Raw genomic sequence first — 19,097 nt, 5'->3', positions numbered from 1 at the left:
GTCAGAAGGCCCATCCGAGGATTCCGGAGGGCAGGGACAGACCCAACCCCATGTCGAAGGCGATGTAGCTGAGCGAGCTGATCGTCAGGCCGACCAGCAGTGCGAAGAGGATCCGGCGCTGGCCGAAACCGCGGGCGATGCCCACGAACAGCAGGGCGGCGGCGATGATCCAACCCAGGATGCCGAGCAGGAACGCGAAGCCGAGGAACGAGCCGACGACCCAGGCGAACGATCGCCAGTCGACGCCCACCCGTCGCGTGCCGGCCGCTTCCTCCCGCTCCTCGTCCTCCGCGGAGGGCGTCACCAGAGCCGCGCGCACAGCCGCGACGCCGAGGAGGATCGCGAAGAGGTACAGGCCCGCGGCGATGATGCCGGGGAAGAACTGCGGGCCGGGGAAGGCCGCGCTCGGCGGCACCTTCATCACGACGATGCCGTACAGCAGGTACGTCGCGAACGCCGCGAGGATGACGGGCATCACGAGGCCCTTCGCGATGCCGCGCGCACCGCTGCCGCGTTGGAAGAGCAGCCGGTCGCCGACGGTCGCCGAGACCGACGTGGGGTTGTTGTTCGCCGGGATCACAGACCCATCTCCTCGTACAGGCGCTCGATGCGCACGCGTTCGTCGGCGAGGAAGCCCGTGAGGTCGTCGCCGGTGATGATGCGCTCGGTCCAGTGGTAGCGAGCGCGCGCGTCGGCCCACTCCGGGGTCGCGACCGAATCGAGGACGAGCTCGGTGAGACCGTCGACCTGCTCGCCGCTCAGACCGCTCGGGGCGGCGAGCATGCGCCAGTTGGTCAGACCCACTTGGTATCCCTGCGACACGGCCGTCGGGATGTCGATGCCCTCGATCGGCTCGGCGGCGACCAGCGCGAGAGCCCGTAGACGTCCCGACTCGATCTGGTCGATGTTGTCGGGGTAGCCGCCGGCCGCGGCCTGAGCGGTGCCGTTGAGCAGCGCCTGGATCGCCTCACCGCCGCCGTCGGACGAGATGTAGGTCATGTCGACGGGTGCGATGCCGGCCGCCAGGGCCAGCTCGGCGACGACGAGCTGGTCGAACGAGCCGCCCCCGGTCCACGGCAGCGCCTTCGGGTTCTGCCGCCACGCCTCGACGAGGTCGTCGAGCGTCTCGTACGGCGAATCGGCGGGTACGACGATCACGTCGTACTCCTCGACCATGACCGCCAGCGGCGTCACGTCGTCGAGGGTCGCGGCGCTGTCGAACTGCACCGTGGCCGCCAGCAGGCCCGTGCCGCCGACGAGCAGGTTGCTCGCCTGTCCGTTCAGCACCGACACGTTGCCGAGGGCGATCGTGCCGCCGGCGCCGGGCATGTTGACCACCTGGACGTTGTTGACGAGTCCGTTGGCCTTCTGCGCCTGCTGCAGTTCGCGGGCGACGCCGTCCCAGCCGCCGCCGGCCGCGGCCGGGGCGATGATCGTCATCGACGCGTGGATGTCGTCGCCGGCCGAGGCCGACGTGATCGACCCGTAGGAGGCGACCGCGATCGCCGTCGCGGCGACCACCCCGCCCGCGATGCGGCCGACCCATCGGCGTCGGGACCGATCCGTCGAAGGATGGTCGGAAACAGGGGGAGGCGTAGGCTCCGTCATCACAGCTCCTTCTTGCGAACGTCGTCGTGCGCAGAATGTGACGACGCTCCCAGGAGGACGGCTGGCGCGCACCCCGTGCGCGCTTTGTGCTCATATTTCTCGCGATCGAAAGCCGTCCATGCGCGACTCCCCGTCACCGTTCACCGCTCGCGCGGTGCGGCGCGCCCTCGTCGTGCTGCCCAGCGTCATCGTGCTCGCCGCCGTGGGGCTCACGCTCGTCATCGCCGCCTCGGCACAGGAACGACGGATCCGCGCCGACACCGTCGACCGCGTGTTCGACGTGGCCTCGGGGCTCGCCGAGCTCGACGACGTGCGGACGGCCGTGGCATCCGTCTCCGAGGTCGGCAGCCTCGTCGACCTCGCGGATGCCGCCGACCTCCGCCCCGCGTCCGCCGTGCTGCAGCCGCTGGCCGATCTCGTCGAGCGCACGACGGGTGTGTTCTACGTCGTGATCACCGACGACGAGGGGGTGCGCATCACCCACCCGGAGCAGGAGCAGCGGGGGCGCCAGGTCGAGACGACCAACGCCTCCGTGCTCGCCGGGACGCCGTTCCTCGGTACCGAGACCGGCCCGTCGGGCAGCTCGCTGCGCGCCAAGGTGCCGATCCGCGACGGGGACGAGGTCGTCGGGATGGTGGCGGTGGGGGTGCTGGAATCAAGCATCCTGTCGGAGCGCAACGAGGCGGTCGGTGCGATCCTGCCCTGGGGTCTGGGGGCGCTCGTGGCCGGCACCCTGGCCTCGTCCGTGCTCGCGGCGGCGATCGAACGGCGCTTCCGCCGGCTCGATGCGCTGGCCGCCGAGCAGGAGCAGACCTCCCGCACGATGGTCGCCCTGCGCGAGCAGGCGCACGAGTTCGGCACGCGGCTGCACGTGCTGCACGGCCTCGTCTCGCGCGGCGACACGAGCGAGGCGCTCGGTTACATCTCCGGCGCCCTGCCCGGACTCGCTGCGCGCGAGCCGTCGGACGACCGCTTGGGCGCGTCGCTGGTGAGTGCGAGCATCGAGGCGCTGCGCAGCGAGGTCGCCGCGCGGGGCGCGCACCTCGAGGTGCAGATCGACCGCGAGCTGCCCATCGACGAGACGGTCGTGCTGATCCTCGCGAATCTGTGTCGCAACGCCGCCGAGGCGGGAGCGACGAGGGTGCGCTGCACGCTCGGCCAGGTCGGCGACACCCTTCACGGGGCCGTCGACGACGACGGACCGGGGCTGGATCCGCGGGAGATCGAACGGGCGTTCTCGCGCGGCTTCACGTCGAAGCCCGACCCGACCGGCACGGGTCGCGGCATCGGTCTCGCGGTCGTGCGACGCGCCGTCGCCGAGCGCGGCGGCGAGATCCTCGTGTCACGCTCGGGCTGGGGCGGGGCGCGGTTCGCGTTCGAGCTCCCCGTCGCCGGGGCGGTGAGCTCGTGAGCGTCGACGCCATCCGGGTGCTCGTCGTCGACGACGACGCCGCGGCGCGCGCTCTGCACGGTCGGTTCGTGGCCGGGGTCGCGGGCTTCTCGGTCGTGGGGTCGGCCGCGACGGGAGAGGCCGCGGTGGAGCGGGCTCGCTCCGGTGTCGACCTGGTCCTGCTCGACATGCGTCTTCCCGACATCAGCGGGGTCGAGGTGCTGCACCGTTTGCGCACGCTGGGCGCGGACGGCCTGGACGTGTTGGTCATCAGCTCGTCGCAGGATCAGGTGACCGTGCGTCAGGCCCTCGCCGCACACGTCGTGGGATACCTCGTCAAACCGTTCACCGAGGACGTGCTGCGGCGCCGGCTCGAGACGTACCGCGGCGAGCGGAGGGCGCGCGTGGAGGCCGCGCGCGAGCGCACGCTCTCACAGGGTGATATCGATCGACTGCTCGGGACCGGGACCGTGCGGGTTCCCGCCCGGACGGATGCCCTGCCGAAGGGGCTCGCGACGGTCACGCTCGAGCGGGTGCGGGCGAGTCTCGATCCCGTCGCGTTCGTGTCGGCGACCGAGGTCGCGAGCGCGTGCGGGCTGTCGCGGGCGACGGCGCAGCGCTATCTCGAGCATCTCGTCGCCGTCGGGGTCATCGACCTCGCGCATCGCTACGGGGCGCGGGGACGGCCCCGGATCCTGTACCGACTGGCGCCGTCGCCGCCCGGATGACCCGCGGGCTCAGGGCGTATCGCGGTCGGCGCCCGACCAGAGGTCGCCGCACTCGACGAAGTCGGCGCCCTGCGCGATGAGGTAGGGACGGGCGCCGGTGTCGCCCCGGACCGTCGCGGACAACGGCTCCCAGTGCGCGCGTCCGAGCAGCACCGGATGACCGGGGACCCCGCGGTAGGTCGCCTGGGAGAGGGCGTCGGGATGGGCGCGTCGGGCGATCCGGGCGATCGCCGCGGCGGGGACGTCGGGGGTGTCGACGGGGAGCACGACCGCCGCGGGGGACGGGCCGGATGCCAGGGCCGCGAGCCCCGCGCGCAGCGACGCCGCGAGACCAGACGCCCAGTCCTCGACGCGGACGATCGCGGTTCCGTCGGGGACGAGCGACGCCGCTTCGTCGGCCGCGGCGCCCAGCGCGACCGTGACGTCGCGGCATCCGCCCTCGACGAGCGCGCGAATCGCCAGGACGAGCCACGGGGCGCCCGCGGGGGTGCGCGCGAGGGCCTTCGGGCCGCCGTAGCGGCGCCCGGCGCCGGCGGCCAGCACGAGCCCCGACGCGGCGGCGAAGGGTCCGGCGGGCATGGTCACGACAGCGTAGCGTGCGCGAAACACGCCCCGACTACCGTCGCGTCCATGCTCGAACTGGCCGCCGATCTGCTGCCGCTGCTCGACGCGGGGACCCCCGTCGCGGCCGTGACGGTGACGCGGGTCGTGCGCAGCGCCCCACGCGGCGTCGGTGCCACCCTGGCGGTCACGCGCGGTGCGCGGGTCATCGGGTCGATCTCGGGCGGGTGCGTCGAGAGCGACGCCGTCATGCTCGGGCTCGACGCCTTGCGGACGGGCTCCGTGCGGCGCGCCCGCTTCGGCTTCACCGACGACGGAACCGTGACGCCCATCGCCGCGGGTCTCGCGTGCGGAGGCGCGGTGGACGTCGTCGCGTACCGGGTCGACGAGGCGGCGCGACCCGCTCTCGAGGCCGCGCGCGCCGGGCGCGCGACCACCCTCCGGCTCGATCTCGACGGCGAGGCGCTCGTCCTGAGGCGAGCCGCCGCCGCGCGCCTGATCATCCTCGGTGCGGGTGAGCACGCCGCCGCGCTGTGCCGCGTGGGAGCGGCGGCCGGTTTCGCGGTGACCGTCTGCGACGAGTGGGCGCTGCTGGCCACGCGCGAGCGGTTCCCCGAGGCTCGGGACGTGGTGGTGGCCACCCCGCACGAGCATCTCGCCTCGCTCACCGACCTCGACGAGCGGACCGCGGTGTGCGTTCTGACCCACGACCAACGCCTCGACGTGCCCGCGCTGCGGGTTGCTCTGCGCTCCCCCGCCGGCTTCGTCGGCGCGATGGGGGCGCGGGCCACCGTCGCACGGCGGGCGGCGCTGCTCCGCACCGCCGGGGTGACGGATGCCGAGCTCTCGCGGTTGCATTCGCCCCTGGGCCTGGATCTGGGCGGCGCGTCCCCCGAGGAGACGGCCCTGTCGGTGATCGCGGAGATCGTGGCATCCCGGAACGACGCCGACGCCCGTCCGCTGCGCGAGCGGGGCGGCGTCCGGTTGCACGCGTCGGCCGGTCCGTGGCCGTCCGAGGCGGGCTCGTGCGCGGTGAGGAGCGCGTGAGCGTCGTCGTCGTGCGCGGCGCCGTGGCGGTCGTCGAGAGCGCCGGTCGCGTGCGTCTGGGCGACGTGATCATCGTCGACGGCGTGGTCGCGGAGTCCGCCGACATCGAGGGCGCGCGGATCGTGGATGCCACCGGCTGCGTCGTCACGGCCGGGCTCGTCAACGCCCACCACCACCTGTTGCAGACGGCGTTCCGGACTCTGCCGGGCACGCGGGGGATCCCGATGCGGGAGTGGCTCCCGGCGATGGCGGCCGCGTACGACGAGGCCACGGTCGATGCGGATCTCGTCGGGCTCGCCGCCCGGGCCGGTCTCGCGGAGGCGCTGCTGTGCGGGGTCACGACCGTGGCCGACCACCACCTGACCTGGCCGAGCGGGGCGGATACGGTCGCGATGGCGCGGGCCGCGGCGGAGGCGGCTTCGGACCTCGGTTCGCGACTCGTCTTCGTGCGCGGGGCCGCGCGGGACGACCCCCAGGAGGCCGCGGCCTCCGCCGAGGCCATCGTCGCCGCGCTCGTGCCGGGACGACCCGGCGGGGTGTCGGAGGACGGGATGCTGCAGGTCGCGGTCGGGCCGGCGGGAGTGCACAGCGACCCGCGGGAGACGTTCGAGCTGCTCGGCGAGGTCGCCGCGCGGCACGGTCTGCGGCGGCGGACGCAGGCGAACGAGGTGATCGACGTCGAGATCGCCCTCGAGCGATACGGTCGTCGCCCCCTCGAGCTGCTCGCGGAGTGGGGCTGGCTCGCCCCGGATGTCACGCTCGCCCACCTCTGCGACGTCACCGCCGACGAGATCGCGCAGGTAGCGGCATCCGGGGCGTCCGCGACGCACGCCCCCGGGTGCGATGTGCCCATGGGCTGGGGGGTCGCGCCCGTCCGGCGTCTTCTCGACGCGGGGGTCGCGGTCGGTCTCGGGACCAGCGGGGGTGGCAGCAACGACGCGGGACATCTGCTGGCCGACGCGCGTCTGGCGATGCAGGTGTCGGCGCTCGTGGGGCCGCAGCTGGCGGCATCCGAGGTTCTGGCGATGGCGAGCGAGGGGTCGGCCGACGGTCTGGGTCGGTCGGAGCTCGGTCGCCTCGCGCCTGGATCCGCGGGTGATGTCTGCGTGTGGGATGTCTCGGGCGTCGCGGACGCCGGGGTGGCCGATCCGGTCGCGGGATTGCTGTGGGCGGCGCCCGGGCGGCGTCCGCGCACCGTCCTGGTCGGCGGGCGGGTGGTCGTCGAAGACGGGTGCCTGGTGACCGCCGATGAGGCCGAGGTCGTCGCCCGGCTGTTCGAGAGGGTGGCACGATGACGTCCATGGCACCAGCGATCCCGGCTCCCACCAGCGACGAGCGGCTCGGCGCGCACCTGCGGGGGTTGCGCAAGGCGCGGGGCCTCACGCTCACGCAGCTCGCCGAGGCCGCCGAGCTGTCGCATCCCTTCCTCAGCCAATTGGAGCGGGGGCTCGCGCGTCCGAGCATGGCCAGTCTCGAGCGGCTCGCGCGGGCGCTCGGGACGAGTCGGGTCGAGCTGATCGCCGGCTCGGAACCGCCGCGTCACGACCACGATGCCGAACCGTCGTTCGTCCTCGCGGGGGACGGGGTGGTGGGTCCCTTCGCGGAGGGGACGGCGCGTCTCCTCGTGGAGGGTCCGCGTCGGTTCGAGCCGATGGAGTTCACGGGCGCGAACGCCGAACCGGGCGACCACTACGTGCACGCTGAGGACGAGTTCCTCACCGTGCTGGAGGGGTCGATCGTGGTGTCGTTCGGTCCGTTCGGGGAACGCACGATGGTCGTCGGCGATTCGGTGTACTGCCGTTCCGGGGTGCCGCACCGCTGGCATTCGCCCGACGGGACGCCCTATCGCCTGCTGATCGTGAAGGAGACCGTGCACGGAGGCGCTGAGGAGCCGATCGAAGGAGAGACATGAGTGCGGGTGTGACGTTCGAGGCCGTGGTGCGGGCGCGGCGGGATGCCGCTGACGGCGTCGTCGTGCTCGATCTCGAGCGCGCGAACGGGGTGCTGCCCCACTGGTCGCCCGGGGCGCACATCGACGTCGTGCTGCCCGGGGGCATCGAGCGGCAGTACTCGCTGTGCGGGTCGCCGACCGAGCGGGGGACGTGGCGCATCGGCGTGCTGCGTGAGCGTGAGGGTTCGGTGTGGCTGCACGAGAACGCGCACGTCGGTGCGACGCTGCGGGTGCGGGGACCGTCCAACCATTTCCTGTTCGCGCCGACGGCCGGACGGTCGTCGATCTTCGTCGCCGGGGGCATCGGGATCACGCCGATCATGCCGATGATCGAAGCCGCCGAGGCGGCCGGGACTCCGTGGACGCTGCTGTACGTCGGTCGCTCGCGCTCGACGATGGCGTTCGCACAGGAGCTCGAGGCGCGGTACGGCGAACGCGTGGAGGTCTTCGCCGCCGATGAGGGGCGCCGACTCGATGTCGCGGCGCGTCTCGGCGCTCCGGTCGGGCGCGCGGTCGTGTACGCGTGCGGTCCCGCGCGACTGCTGGAGGCGATGGATGCCGCGATGTCGGGCTGGCCGCGAGGGAGCCTGCACGTCGAGCGGTTCGAGGCGAAGGTGCTGGGTCCCCCGGTGTGGCCCGAACTGTTCGAGGTCGACCTGATGATGTCGGGGCTGACGGTGACGGTGCCGCCCGAGCGATCGATCCTCGACGTGGTGGAGGAGCACGGTGTCGTCGTCCCCTCCAGCTGTCGCAACGGGACGTGCGGCACCTGCGAGGTCGCGGTGATCGACGGAGAGATCGAGCATCGCGACTCCGTGCTGTCCCCGGAGGAGCAGGATGCCAACCGCACGATGATGCCGTGCGTGTCGCGCGCCGCGTGCGAGCGGATCACGCTGGAGTTGTGAATCACGCCAGCGGAGACGGCTCAGGGATGCGCGATGGCTCCGAGATCGTCTGCCTATGCGGGAGTGCGCGATTCGTCGATGAGTTCCGCGCGGTGGCACAGGCTCTCGCCCTCACCGGCGTCATCGTCGTCGCGCCCGCTGACCTCGAGCACCCACCGACGGCGGCGGAGAAGGCCGTCCTCGACGCGCTCCATCTGAGGAAGATCGACCTGGCCGATCGGGTGCTGGTTGTGAACCCGGGCGGCTATCTCGGCGAATCCACGCGGAGGGAGATTGCGTACGCCCGCTCCCGCGGCAAGCCGGTCCAGTTCACGGGGTCGGCATTGGAGAGCTGACGCCGCGGGTCCCGGGTAGGCGGCGGGCCGGGGCATGTCGGGCGAACAGCCGGTGAGCCGACGTGGCGCACGGACCGGACACGGTCGCGCGCGGCCGGCGAGCCGACGCGGCGCGCTGATCGGAATCGGTCGCGCACAGCCGGCGAGCGACTCGGCGCCCTGATCGGAATCGGTCGCGCACAGCCGGCGAGCGACTCGGCGCCCTGATCGGAATCGGTCGCGCACAGCTGCCGAGCAAACGCGTCGCTCTAAGCGAATGCGACCGTGCACGGTCGGCGATTCAACGCGGCGCGCTTGCCAACCGCGGTCGCGCACGGCCCGCGATCAAGCCAGGCGCTTTGCTTCCGTACGCCCATAGACAGGTGGCGTGCGAAGGCGGAGATCGCTACGCGTTGGTGGGTCGTGCGCCCCCGCGGCGCGCGGATCGTCCCGCGGAACGGGACCCCCGACTCGGCGGAACGGGACCCCCGATGCGCTGCAGTGGCAGCGTCGCGACAGGAGCCGCACCTAGAAGGGTGCGGGTTCTCGATCCCGAGGGTGGGGTGGCGTTGGTGGTTCATCGGGGGTGAACCGCACCGCCGGCGCGTAGGGCAGAGGGTGGTCGGTGTAGATCCGCCCGGTGGGTGAGGTGAACTCGATCACCCCGCCGGGTAGCTGCCGGACCTACCACCGGGTGAACTGCTTCTGCGTGTGATGGCGCTGGCAGAAGTGGCAGAGATTGCACACGTGGGTTTTGCCGCCGAGGGCGTAGTCGAGGTTATGGTCTACTTCGCAGCGGACGGCGGGGGCGGTGCAGCCGGGCCAGCGGCAGTGTCGGTCGCGGGCACGAAGGTACCGGTCGATCGCGGCGGTCCGCTGATATGTGTCGGTGCAGAGTACGGCCCCGGTGACGGGGTTCGTGAGCACCCGATCCCACGGCACCCTCGTCGCTTCGGCCAATTGCCGGGCTGTGTCGATATCGATGGGTCCGTGTCCGACGAGTTCCGCGGGGTCGATGTTCTCCCGCTCGGGGTTCAGGACCGATAGCGCGGGGACGACGACCTGCACCCGCGCGCGGATGGCGCCCAGGATGCCGGGGCCGTCATCGGTGCGGGTGGGGTCGGCGTCGGGCGCGGCGGCGAGGAGCAGATCGGCGAGGATGTCCGCCCGCACCTGGTCGGCGCTGCGAACATCGGCTGCGGCTGCGGCTGCGGCTGCGCCTGCGGCTGCGCCAGTGCCTGTGCCTGCGCCTGTGCCTGCGCCCGCGCCCGCGCCTGTGCCTGCGCCCGCGCCTGCGCCCGCGCCCGCGCCTGCGACCGTCGCGTCGCGCTGCTGCTCGTCCGTGGCCTTGACCGTTCGCCGTTCCGGCCGAACGTCGGAATCGTCGCCGACACGGTCGATCCCGAACGCGGCGCCGCTGACGCCCAGTCGGCCCGAGCCGGGCGATGATGCGCCATCGGTGCTCGCCGAAACCGGCGAACCGGTCTCATCGCGCGCATCGATCAGCGCCCGCGACTGCTGCGTCAACCGGTCATAGATCCCCACAGCCAGCACCGTCGGAAGCGTCGCGATCAGATCCGACATCCCGTTCTCGCCCCGCACCACCCTCACGCACCGTTCCTCACGCCCACGCTGATGCCGCTCCGTGATCGTCGTCGGCTGCAACCGCTCCGCCAGGATCGCCAACCGCGCCCGTAGGCGCCCGGGACTCAACCCCTCCGCCGTGGCGACGGCGAGAACATCGAACTCCGCACGCTTGTCGAGCGGCACCGGGGTCCCGGCATCCACGATCGCCTGCACATGCGCCCGCGACAACGCCCCCGCCTCCCACGCGTCAACGGTCGCCGGGAAATGGTCCACGAGCGTCAGCGCTCGCCCAATCTGCGCCTGCACGCTCCGATCCGACAAACACCCCGCGGCCGCAAGCTCCGACGCCACCTCTCGCAGCGCCATCTCCGCCGCCCGAGACGACGCCCGCTGCCCCGCCATGACATCCAGCGCGAGACGCCCTGCCCGGGCCAGCGCTCGAGTCTTTCGGGCTTCGGCGGCCGCGAGAGCGGCATCCGCTTCGAGCACCTCGGCAAGCACGACAGCAAGCGGGTCGCGCTCGTCAGCTGGTGGTGGCGGGGGTGTCGGAAAGCTCATGCAGGCATGCTAATCCACACCTCCGACATTGGACCGCTGACCGGGTCTTTCTGTGGACAGATTGGGCAGATAGACGCCTGGGGAGGAGGGGCGTCGCCGTGGTTCGCGACCGAAGATGATCGCCGACCACGGGCGCCTACCGGCCCAGCCAGCACCTCTCGTGCAATGGCCACCCACGGCGACCTGCGCCAGCAGCCCGCCCCGCTGCTGCCACGCCCACCAACTGACCCCCGCTGACGCACCCTCGCGCCCCGCCCACCACGCCGCCAGCACCCGCCCCGCACCCCGTGCCCACCCCGCCGAAGCACTCCCCCGCCCCGCCCACTCGACACCGCGAGCACCCACCCCGCGACGACCACGCCTAACGCCCCAACGACGAACCCGACGACGCCCCCACCGCCCCCACCAGCCGCGGCACCCACACCGCCGCCACCGCGAGCGGCACAGCCAGGAAGACCCAGGCGAGGGCGGGAGCGGCCTCCCACCCGAGGAGCGCGCCGACGGCGACGTTGCCGAGGAGGACGGCGATCCCTCCGCACGTCGACAGCAGGCCGAAGAACGAGCCGGTCGGCAGGGTCCCGGCGAATCGCGGCACCAGGCCCTGCGCGGTGGGGTTGGTGGTGAGGTGTCCGACGATGACCAGACCGGCGGCGACGAACACCGAGACGATGCGCCCCGTGGGATCCAGCGGAGCGAGGGCACCGGCGGCGACGGAGACGAACCCCGCGGCGGAGAGGGCGTAGCCGACGCGCAGGGTGCGCGCCGCCCCGACCCGGTGGCACCAGCGCGAGACCGGCAGCTGCAACACGAGCGTGAGCGCCGACACCCACGCGAACATCAGCGCGACCACGTCGGGGCCGGCGCCGGCCCGGGTGAGCTGGAGCGGGAGGGCGAGGTACAGCTGGTTGAAGGCGAGCAGATCCGCGGCGTGCAGCGTCGAGAACGCGACGAACCGGCGGTCGCCCAGCGACCACCAGCGCCCGTGGATCCCTTGCTGTCGAGTCGACCCGGTCCGCCGCGGCAGGGCGACGGCGAGGAAGACGCCGATCAGCACGAACAGCGCCGCACCGCCGAGCGCGACGACGACGAAGCCCCACCCCAGCAGCACCGCGCCGACGAGCGGCCCGATCACCGCGCCCAGCTCACCCGCGACGCTCAACCACGCGAACAGCGAGGCGCGGGATCGCGCACCGGACGGGGGGCGTCGCTGCTCGGCATCCGAGACGAGGACGTTGATCCCCGGGGAGAACAGCGCGCCGCCGAGACCCGTGAGCACCGTGCCCGTGATGAACAGCGCAAGCTGCGGGCTCGGCAGGAGCAGCGACAGCGCGAGGGTCGCGAAGCCGAGCACACGGACGGCGCACCCGGTCAGGATCGTCCGACGCGCGCCGAAGCGGTCGGCGAGCACACCCCCGATCAGGAACATCCCCTGCTGAGCGAAGGTCCGCACGCCCAGCACCAGCCCCACGGCGAGCGCGGTGAGACCGAAGTCGTCGGTGAGCACCAGCGCGAGGAACGGCACGACGGCGAAGAAGCCGATGTTGAAGAGCATCTGCGTGCCGAGCAGCACCGGGGTGCGAGCCGCACGCGCGGCCGGGGCGGGCGTCGAGGACACGGACATCTTTCGAGACGGGACGGGGCTGCCGCGCGGTCGACGGGCACCCGCACGATCCTCCCATCCGCACGTCCCGTCGCCGAAGGGCATCCGCCGACAGAGGGATGCCACCACCCCGGCCCCGGGGCGGACGGAGCGTCGCGTCGCCCCGGGGCCGGGGGACACCCCCGAACACACCACCGACATCTTTGTCACGAGGGTCACGCGGGGGAAATACGGCGGAAACGCGCGATTCCTAGCATCGGAACATCGCCGGATGTTGGTCACACCAACACTGACGCCGCCGCCTCGAGCGGCTCGCCCCGTTGCCGTGGCTCCGTCTCGACGCCTGTCTTCTCGACTCTCCGGAGGCCCTCGTGTCTGCCGCTCCACCCGTCACCATCGCCGCTCTGCGCGGCGCACGCCTCGCCTCGGGCGCGGTCGTCGACATCGCGATCGACGGCGACGAGGTGCTCGCGGTGGTGCCGGCGGGAAGCCCCCTGCCCGACACCGCGGGCGAGACGCTCGACCTCACCGGCTACGTCGTCACGGCGGCCGGCGCCGAACCGCACGCGCACCTCGACAAGTCGCAGTCCTGGGATGCCATCCGACCCCCGTTCGGCGACCTCGAGCGCGCGATCGAGAGCTGGCACGCCTTCGCCCTGACCCTCGACGAGGACGACACCCTCGACCGCGCGCGTTCGACGGCGCTGCGGATGCTGGCATCCGGGATCACGTCGGTGCGCACGCACGTCGATCTGCTGCGGGGCGAGGACGCGCTCACCGGCGTGCGGGCGCTCGTCCGCCTCCGCGCGGAACTCGACGGGATCATGGACGTCGAGCTCGTCGCGCTCGGCGGCCCGACCGTGCCCGATGCGGTCTTCGAGGCCGCTCTCGACGCCGGGGTCGACCTGGTCGGCGGCGCGCCGCACCTCGCGGACGACCCGATCGCCGATCTCGAGCGACTCGTGGCCCTCGCCCGCCGGCGCGACGTCGGGGTCGACCTGCACACCGACGAGAGCCTCGCCGGGGCCGACACGCTCGCCGCCTACGCGCGCCTGGTGACCGGCTGGCACCGTCCGCGCACGGCGGGCCACTGCGTCCGCCTGAGCATGATGCCGGCAGCCGACCTGACCGCCCTGGCCGACGGCATCCGCACCGCCGACATCGGCGTGATCGCCCTCCCCATCACCAACCTGTACCTGCAGGGATGGGGCATCGACCACGCCACTCCCCGCGGGATCGCTCCGATCGGACGCCTCAAGGCCGCCGGCGTGCGCGTCGCCGCGGGAGCCGACAACGTGCGCGACCCCTTCAACCCCGTCGGCCGGTGCGACCACCTCGAGACCGCGTCACTCCTCGTCAGCGCGGGGCACCTGGCCCCCGAGGAGGCGATGGATGCCGTGACCGTCGGCGCGCGCGACGTCATGGGGCTGCCCTTCGCCGGCCCCGTCGCCGGCGCGCGGGCCGATCTCGTCGCCGTCCGCGGCGACTCCCTCGGCGAGGTCGTCGCTTTCGCCAGCGCCGACCGCGTCGTGCTCCACCGGGGCCGTCTCGTGAGCCGCACGAGCGTGTCCACCCGCACCGCCGCACCCGCGACGGCGCCGTCCCCCGTCCCGATCGGAAAGTGAGCGCCACGTGACCCTCGCCTCCCCCGCTCCGGCCTCCGTCGCGGATCCCACCGCGCCGCTGCTGGACTTCCGCAACGTCGCCATGACGTTCCCCAACGGCACCACCGCCCTCTCCGGCGTCGACCTCACCGTTCAGCGCGGCGAGTTCGTCAGCGTCGTCGGTCCCTCCGGCTGCGGCAAGTCGACGCTCCTGCGCATCGCGTCGGGCCTGGAGCAGGCCAGCGAAGGCACCGCCACCGTGGCGACCGACCGCATCGGCTACGTCTTCCAGGACGCGACCCTCCTGCCCTGGCGGGACGTGCGCTCGAACGTCGAGCTGCTCGCCGAACTCAACTGGCAGCCCAAGCGCGTGCGTGCCCCGAAGGCGCAGTGGGCCATCGACCTCGTCGGCCTGAACGGCTTCGAGAAGCACCTCCCGAAGCAGATGTCGGGCGGCATGAAGATGCGCACCTCGCTCGCGCGGTCGCTGACCCTCGACCCCGAACTGTTCCTCTTCGACGAGCCGTTCGGCGCCCTCGACGAGATCACCCGCGAACGGCTGAACGACGAGCTCCTGAAGATCTTCGTCGCCCAGCAGTTCGGCGGTCTGTTCATCACCCACTCGGTCTCCGAGGCCGTCTACCTCTCCACCAAGGTCGTCGTGATGTCGGGCCGTCCCGGTCACCTCGTCGACACCTTCGAGGTCCCCTTCGACATGCCCCGCGATCCCGAGATCCGCTACACCGGCGAATTCGCGAAGCTCGTCGGCGAGGTCTCCCACGCCCTCCGGGAAGGACACTCATGAGCACCACGTCAGCAGAACCCGTCGTCGTGTCGGCGCCGGAGTCGTCGGCATCCACTCCGCCCGTCGAACCGCCCGCGCCCCGGACGGCCGCACGCCGCCGTGGCTTCGGAGCCCGGGCCGCCCTCGTCGGCCCGCCGCTCGGCGTGCTGGTCGTGCTCGTCGGTGCCTGGTACGGCGTCTCGATCGCCCTCGAGACCTCGGGCAAGGGATTCCTCCTGCCCATGCCGCACGAGATGTTCACCCTCGGGTTCTTCGACCCGCAAGTCGGGGCCGACATCTGGGTCGCACTCTTCCGCACCACGGGCGTCGCCCTCACGGGCCTCGGGGTCGCGATGGTCCTCGGCATCGGCTGGGCGATCGCGATGTCGATGGCCCGATGGGTCGAGCGCTCCACGTACGCCTACGCGGTGGTGCTGCAGTGCATCCCGATCCTCGCGCTCGTTCCGTTGGTCGGCTTCTGGTTCGGCTACGAGTTCCTCGCCCGCGTCATCGTCTGCGTGCTCATCGCGCTGTTCCCGATGGTGTCGAACACCCTGTTCGGTCTGCAGTCGGTCGACAAGTCGCAGCGGGAGCTGTTCCGCCTGCAGAAGGCGGACCGGTGGACGGTGCTCACCAAGCTGACCCTGCCGGCGGCCCTCCCCTCGATCTTCGTGGGCATGCGCACCTCCGCCGGCCTGTCGGTGATCGGCGCGATCGTCGGCGACTACTTCTTCCGACGCGGCGAGCCGGGCATCGGCTCGCTCATCGCCAACTACCAGTCGCGCCTGCAGAGCGCGGAACTCTTCGCCGCGATCCTGGCTGCCTGCCTCCTCGGCGTCGCGATCTTCGCCCTGTTCGGCTGGCTGTCGAAGGTGGCCGTGGGCCGCTGGTACGACAGCACCCTCTGACCCGCACCTCCCGAATCCCGGATGCCGCGCTCCCGCGCCCGCGGGAAGCGGTGCCCGGCGTACCCGAAACCCGCACCCGAGAGCTCCACCCGTCACAGAAAGCGAACCAGCATGCAGCGCTCCACCCTCCTCCGCGGCACCGCCGTCACCGGCGCCGTCGCGATCGCCCTCACCCTGACCTCCTGCGCCGGCAGCGCCGCGGAGAGCGCCCCCGCCACCGACAAGCAGATCGGCTCCGTCGACCTCTCGGCGGACTGCCCCTCGACCGTGGTCGTGCAGACCGACTGGAACCCCGAAGCCGAGCACGGTCACCTCTACGAGATGATCAAGGACGACTACACCGTCGACGCCAACGCCAAGACCGTCACGGGTCCGCTCATGTCGGACGGCGAGTACACCGGCGTGAACCTCGAGATCCGCGCGGGCGGCCCGGCGATCGGCTTCCAGACGGTGTCCGCGCAGATGTACCAGGACGACGCGATCACCCTCGGCTACGTCGGTACCGACGAGGCCGTGCAGCTGTCGGACACGACCCCGACCAAGGCGGTCTTCGCCCCCCTCGACATCAGCCCCTTCATGGTGATGTGGGACCCCGCCACCTACCCCGACGTGCACAGCGTCGCCGACGTCAAGGACGCCCTCGCCGCGAAGGGCGGCGTCTGGCGCTACTTCGACGGCGCCGCCTACATCGAATACCTCAAGAGCGAGGGCCTGGCGGAGTCGTCGATCCTCGACGGGTCGTACGACGGCACGCCCTCCAACTTCGTCGCGGCCGGCGGCAAGGACATGCAGCAGGGCTTCGCCTCGGCCGAACCCTACGTCTACGAGAACGAGGTCTCGGCGTGGGGCAAGCCGGTCGACTTCGCGCTCATCCACGACGCGGGGTGGCAGACCTACGCCTCGTCGGTCTCGGTGAAGGCCGACAAGTTCGACGAGCTGTCGCCGTGCCTGGAGAAGCTCGTCCCCGTCCTGCAGAAGGCCGGCGTCGCGTACTACAAGGACCCGGCGGCGGCGAACGACCTCATCCTGAAGCTCGTCGACGAGTACGCGACCGGCTGGACCTACACGCAGGGCGTGGCCGACTACTCGGTCAAGGCGCAGGTCGACCTGGGCCTGGTCGGCGACGGCCCGGACTCCACCTACGGCAACTTCGACGAGGACCGCTTCACCGACTTCTTCGACAAGGCCAGCAAGGTGTACACCGACCTCGGCACCCCGCCCGCGTCGGGCTACACCCCCGCCGACCTCTACACGAACCAGTTCATCGACACGTCGATCTCGTTCTGACCGACCGGCCCGGCCCGCCGCGCGCGGGCCGGGCCGCTCCCGGTCCGGTCCACCCCGGTGGCTTCGACAGGCTCAGCCACCTCCGCCCCCACCCGTTCCACCCGGAGAACACCCCATGAGCGACACCGCCACCCGCGTCCTCTCCCTCGAGGACGAGCTCCTCGACCGGCTCGGCCCCGCCGCCGTCAGCACCGAACCGCGCGTGCGCGAGCGCGCCAGCGTCGACGGCTCGCCGATGTCGCCGATCATCGCCGCGAAGCTCCCCCTCGGTCTCGCCGACCTCGTCGTCTTCGCCGCCGACGCCCAGCAGATAGCGACGGCCGTCGCCGCGGCATCCCGCCACGGTGTGCCCGTCACCGTGCGCGGCAAGGGCACCGGCAACTATGGCCAGGGCATCCCCCTGCAGGGCGGTCTCGTGATCGACACGACCCGCGCCAAGGCCATCGTCGAGGTCGGCGACGGCTTCATCACCGCCGAGGCGGGCACCCCGATGGTGCTGCTCGAGCAGGCCGCGTGGGCGGCGGGTCAGGCGCTGTGGATGTACCCCTCGACGGCGCAGTCGACCATCGGCGGCTTCCTCTCGGGGGGCTCCGGCGGCACCGGCTCGATCGAGCACGGCTCGAACGACCGCGGGTTCGTCGTCGCTCTCGACGTCGTGCACGCCGACGGCAGCGACGAGATCGTCCACGTCGAGGGCGATGAGGCGCAGAAGTACGTGCACAACTACGGTACCGCCGGGGTCATCGTGCGGGCGACCGTCCGCCTCGAGCCGCTGCGCGACTGGCGAGGGCTGTGGGCGAGCTTCCCCGACTTCGCGGGCACCCTCTCCGTCCTGCAGACCATCGGCAATCTCTCCCCCGCCCCGCGCCTGGTCTCGGGCGACGGCGTCGAGATCTCGGCATCCCTCCCCTCCGACGACGCGATCCCCCACGGACGGTCGAGCCTGCGGGCGATCATCGACGCGTCGCTGATCGAGCAGGTCACCGCGATCGTCGAGGGCGCCGGCGGCCGGGTCGAGGCCGTGCGCGAGGGGCCGCAGGCCAGCATCCGCCTGTCGATGCTCAGCTACAACCACCCGATCGAGTGGTACCAGAAGAGCCAGCCCCACGAGGTGTTCCACCTCGAGGTGGCGGGGATGCCGCTGAGCGAGGACATCGGCGCCGTCGAGGCCGTGTTCCCCGGCGGGAAGCTGCACATCGAGTCGACGAAGCTGCATCCGATCGGCATGCTCGCCGCGCCCTACGTCAGCGAAGAGGACGTGTACCGGGGCATCGCGAAGCTCAACGAGATCGGCGTGGGCGTGCACAACCCCCACCAGTGGAACGTCGACTTCAACGTCGAGCAGACCGTCGCGACCGCGGCGATCACCGACCCCCACGGGCTGCTCAACCCCGGCAAGCTCGACCCCGCGTACTCCGGGGCCCGGAAGGGCGCGATCCGGTGACTCGACTGCTCGCCGAGCTGAGCGGCCCCGCCGCCGCCGAAGCCCTCACCGAGGACTCCATCCTCGTGCTGCCCACCGGCGCGATCGAGCACCACGGTCCGCACCTCCCGCTGTCGACGGATGCCATCGTCGCCGAGGCCTCCGCCACGGCCGCCGTCGCGCGGGCCGCAGCGATAGGGCTCGACGTCTGGCAGCTGCCGACCCTGTCGATCACGAAGTCCGACGAGCACTCCTGGGCGCCGGGGACGCTGTGGTTGACGCCCGAGACGATGCTGCAGACGGTGGTCGACATCGGCCGCTCCCTGTTGACCACGCGAGCCCGGACCCTGGTGTTCCTCAACGGCCACGGCGGGAACGTCGCGCTGCTCAACGTCGCGAACCGCGAGCTGCGCCGCCGCTTCGGCCTGCGCACGTTCTTCATGCCCGCCGCGCGCGTGCCCTCCTTCGACGGCACCGACGGCGGCCCGGACGAGCACGGCACCGGTATCCACGCCGGGCACGGCGAGACGAGCATGATCATGCACCTGCGTCCCGAACTGGTCGACCCGACGACATTCGCAGCCACCGTGCCCGCGCACATCGGCGACTTCCGGCACATCGGGTTCAACTCCAAGCCGGTGACCTTCGGGTGGCTGTCGAACGACTTCGGCCCCACCGGGGTGCTCGGCGACCCGACCGGGGCGAACGCGGCCCACGGCGCCGAGCTGTTCGAGCAGAGCGTCTCCTTCGTCGTCGAAGCGCTCGAGGAGATCAGCCGCTTCGACTACACCGCCTGAGGGCTGCGCGCGGCTCCGGCGCCGGGCTCCCGCGAAGCAGGAGCC

At 72.1% G+C, this 19,097-nt stretch carries 18 protein-coding genes; 13 read left to right on the top strand and 5 right to left on the bottom strand.

What is annotated here, in order from left to right; translation table 11 throughout:
- Position 1: 1 nt before the first annotated feature.
- Positions 2–580 carry a tripartite tricarboxylate transporter TctB family protein gene (locus tag Q9R20_RS07225; RefSeq protein WP_311248700.1) on the bottom strand — a complete coding sequence of 193 codons (579 nt, stop codon included), beginning with the start codon at positions 578–580 and terminating at the stop codon, positions 2–4.
- On the bottom strand, positions 577–1,608 hold the full coding sequence (locus tag Q9R20_RS07220; protein ID WP_311248699.1) for a tripartite tricarboxylate transporter substrate-binding protein: 1,032 nt from the start codon (positions 1,606–1,608) through the stop codon (positions 577–579). Before Q9R20_RS07220 ends, Q9R20_RS07225 begins: the two co-directional genes overlap by 4 nt.
- Before the next feature lie 118 nt (positions 1,609–1,726).
- On the opposite strand from Q9R20_RS07220, the gene Q9R20_RS07215 reads away from it, so the two are divergent.
- Positions 1,727–3,019 carry an ATP-binding protein gene (locus Q9R20_RS07215; RefSeq protein ID WP_311248698.1) on the top strand — a complete coding sequence of 431 codons (1,293 nt, stop codon included), beginning with the start codon at positions 1,727–1,729 and terminating at the stop codon, positions 3,017–3,019.
- On the top strand, positions 3,016–3,726 hold the full coding sequence (locus Q9R20_RS07210) for a response regulator (protein WP_311248697.1): 711 nt from the start codon (positions 3,016–3,018) through the stop codon (positions 3,724–3,726). Before Q9R20_RS07215 ends, Q9R20_RS07210 begins: the two co-directional genes overlap by 4 nt.
- A gap of 9 nt (positions 3,727–3,735) precedes the next feature.
- Here Q9R20_RS07210 and Q9R20_RS07205 read toward each other — a convergent pair whose 3' ends face one another.
- Positions 3,736–4,305 carry an NTP transferase domain-containing protein gene (locus tag Q9R20_RS07205; protein ID WP_311248696.1) on the bottom strand — a complete coding sequence of 190 codons (570 nt, stop codon included), beginning with the start codon at positions 4,303–4,305 and terminating at the stop codon, positions 3,736–3,738.
- A 51-nt stretch (positions 4,306–4,356) separates the two neighbouring features.
- On the opposite strand from Q9R20_RS07205, the gene Q9R20_RS07200 reads away from it, so the two are divergent.
- Genes Q9R20_RS07200 through Q9R20_RS07180 form a run of 5 tightly spaced genes read left to right on the top strand, consistent with a single transcriptional unit; the run spans position 4,357 to position 8,525 of the window.
- Complete coding sequence (locus Q9R20_RS07200; protein WP_311248695.1) at positions 4,357–5,334, top strand: XdhC/CoxI family protein; 978 nt, start codon at positions 4,357–4,359, stop codon at positions 5,332–5,334.
- A complete protein-coding gene (locus Q9R20_RS07195; protein WP_311248694.1) occupies positions 5,331–6,629 on the top strand; it encodes an amidohydrolase family protein in 1,299 nt (432 codons plus the stop codon). The genes Q9R20_RS07200 and Q9R20_RS07195 overlap by 4 nt, the downstream gene beginning before the upstream one ends.
- On the top strand, positions 6,626–7,246 hold the full coding sequence (locus Q9R20_RS07190) for a helix-turn-helix domain-containing protein (protein WP_311248693.1): 621 nt from the start codon (positions 6,626–6,628) through the stop codon (positions 7,244–7,246). The genes Q9R20_RS07195 and Q9R20_RS07190 overlap by 4 nt, the downstream gene beginning before the upstream one ends.
- Positions 7,243–8,190: a PDR/VanB family oxidoreductase gene (locus Q9R20_RS07185; RefSeq protein WP_311248692.1), complete on the top strand. Its 948-nt coding sequence runs from the start codon at positions 7,243–7,245 to the stop codon at positions 8,188–8,190. Before Q9R20_RS07190 ends, Q9R20_RS07185 begins: the two co-directional genes overlap by 4 nt.
- A gap of 26 nt (positions 8,191–8,216) precedes the next feature.
- The gene (locus Q9R20_RS07180) at positions 8,217–8,525 is read left to right on the top strand and encodes a hypothetical protein (protein WP_311248691.1); all 309 of its coding nucleotides are present in this window, start codon (positions 8,217–8,219) and stop codon (positions 8,523–8,525) included.
- Positions 8,526–9,188: 663 nt separating this feature from the next.
- On the opposite strand, the gene Q9R20_RS07175 is transcribed toward Q9R20_RS07180, so the two are convergent.
- Positions 9,189–10,649, bottom strand: coding sequence for a DUF222 domain-containing protein (locus Q9R20_RS07175; protein WP_311248690.1), 1,461 nt, complete (start codon positions 10,647–10,649; stop codon positions 9,189–9,191).
- Between the two features lie 361 nt (positions 10,650–11,010).
- Positions 11,011–12,264, bottom strand: a complete 1,254-nt coding sequence (locus Q9R20_RS07170; RefSeq protein WP_311248689.1) for an MFS transporter — start codon at positions 12,262–12,264, stop codon at positions 11,011–11,013.
- A 356-nt stretch (positions 12,265–12,620) separates the two neighbouring features.
- On the opposite strand from Q9R20_RS07170, the gene Q9R20_RS07165 reads away from it, so the two are divergent.
- The 6 genes from Q9R20_RS07165 to Q9R20_RS07140 all read left to right on the top strand — a co-directional run bounded on the left by Q9R20_RS07165 (position 12,621) and on the right by Q9R20_RS07140 (position 19,052).
- The gene (locus Q9R20_RS07165; protein WP_311248688.1) at positions 12,621–13,874 is read left to right on the top strand and encodes an amidohydrolase family protein; all 1,254 of its coding nucleotides are present in this window, start codon (positions 12,621–12,623) and stop codon (positions 13,872–13,874) included.
- Between the two features lie 7 nt (positions 13,875–13,881).
- Positions 13,882–14,658: an ABC transporter ATP-binding protein gene (locus Q9R20_RS07160; RefSeq protein WP_311248687.1), complete on the top strand. Its 777-nt coding sequence runs from the start codon at positions 13,882–13,884 to the stop codon at positions 14,656–14,658.
- A complete protein-coding gene (locus tag Q9R20_RS07155) occupies positions 14,655–15,545 on the top strand; it encodes an ABC transporter permease (protein ID WP_311248686.1) in 891 nt (296 codons plus the stop codon). The genes Q9R20_RS07160 and Q9R20_RS07155 overlap by 4 nt, the downstream gene beginning before the upstream one ends.
- Before the next feature lie 111 nt (positions 15,546–15,656).
- Positions 15,657–16,832, top strand: coding sequence for an ABC transporter substrate-binding protein (locus Q9R20_RS07150; RefSeq protein WP_311248685.1), 1,176 nt, complete (start codon positions 15,657–15,659; stop codon positions 16,830–16,832).
- 115 nt (positions 16,833–16,947) lie between these two features.
- Positions 16,948–18,276 (top strand): FAD-binding oxidoreductase, encoded by a 1,329-nt coding sequence (locus Q9R20_RS07145; RefSeq protein WP_311248684.1) that lies wholly within the window; start codon positions 16,948–16,950, stop codon positions 18,274–18,276.
- A complete protein-coding gene (locus Q9R20_RS07140) occupies positions 18,273–19,052 on the top strand; it encodes a creatininase family protein (RefSeq protein WP_311248683.1) in 780 nt (259 codons plus the stop codon). Before Q9R20_RS07145 ends, Q9R20_RS07140 begins: the two co-directional genes overlap by 4 nt.
- The last annotated feature ends 45 nt before the right edge of the window (positions 19,053–19,097 follow it).

The organism is Microbacterium sp. PRF11 (genome assembly GCF_031844085.1).
In the GTDB taxonomy this organism is placed as follows: domain Bacteria; phylum Actinomycetota; class Actinomycetes; order Actinomycetales; family Microbacteriaceae; genus Microbacterium.
The sequence above is the reverse complement of the archived record's forward strand: the minus strand, read 5'-3'. Positions and strand labels throughout refer to the sequence as shown.

What these genes read in the sequence shown, in the direction of transcription:
- Q9R20_RS07220 (WP_311248699.1), bottom strand. Translation starts at nt 1,608, where the DNA reads ATGACGGAGCCTACGCCTCCCCCTGTTTCCGACCATCCTTCGACGGAT.
- Q9R20_RS07215 (WP_311248698.1), top strand. Translation starts at nt 1,727, where the DNA reads ATGCGCGACTCCCCGTCACCGTTCACCGCTCGCGCGGTGCGGCGCGCC.
- Q9R20_RS07205 (WP_311248696.1), bottom strand. Translation starts at nt 4,305, where the DNA reads ATGCCCGCCGGACCCTTCGCCGCCGCGTCGGGGCTCGTGCTGGCCGCC.
- Q9R20_RS07200 (WP_311248695.1), top strand. Translation starts at nt 4,357, where the DNA reads ATGCTCGAACTGGCCGCCGATCTGCTGCCGCTGCTCGACGCGGGGACC.
- Q9R20_RS07190 (WP_311248693.1), top strand. Translation starts at nt 6,626, where the DNA reads ATGACGTCCATGGCACCAGCGATCCCGGCTCCCACCAGCGACGAGCGG.
- Q9R20_RS07185 (WP_311248692.1), top strand. Translation starts at nt 7,243, where the DNA reads ATGAGTGCGGGTGTGACGTTCGAGGCCGTGGTGCGGGCGCGGCGGGAT.
- Q9R20_RS07180 (WP_311248691.1), top strand. Translation starts at nt 8,217, where the DNA reads ATGCGCGATGGCTCCGAGATCGTCTGCCTATGCGGGAGTGCGCGATTC.
- Q9R20_RS07175 (WP_311248690.1), bottom strand. Translation starts at nt 10,649, where the DNA reads ATGAGCTTTCCGACACCCCCGCCACCACCAGCTGACGAGCGCGACCCG.
- Q9R20_RS07155 (WP_311248686.1), top strand. Translation starts at nt 14,655, where the DNA reads ATGAGCACCACGTCAGCAGAACCCGTCGTCGTGTCGGCGCCGGAGTCG.
- Q9R20_RS07150 (WP_311248685.1), top strand. Translation starts at nt 15,657, where the DNA reads ATGCAGCGCTCCACCCTCCTCCGCGGCACCGCCGTCACCGGCGCCGTC.
- Q9R20_RS07145 (WP_311248684.1), top strand. Translation starts at nt 16,948, where the DNA reads ATGAGCGACACCGCCACCCGCGTCCTCTCCCTCGAGGACGAGCTCCTC.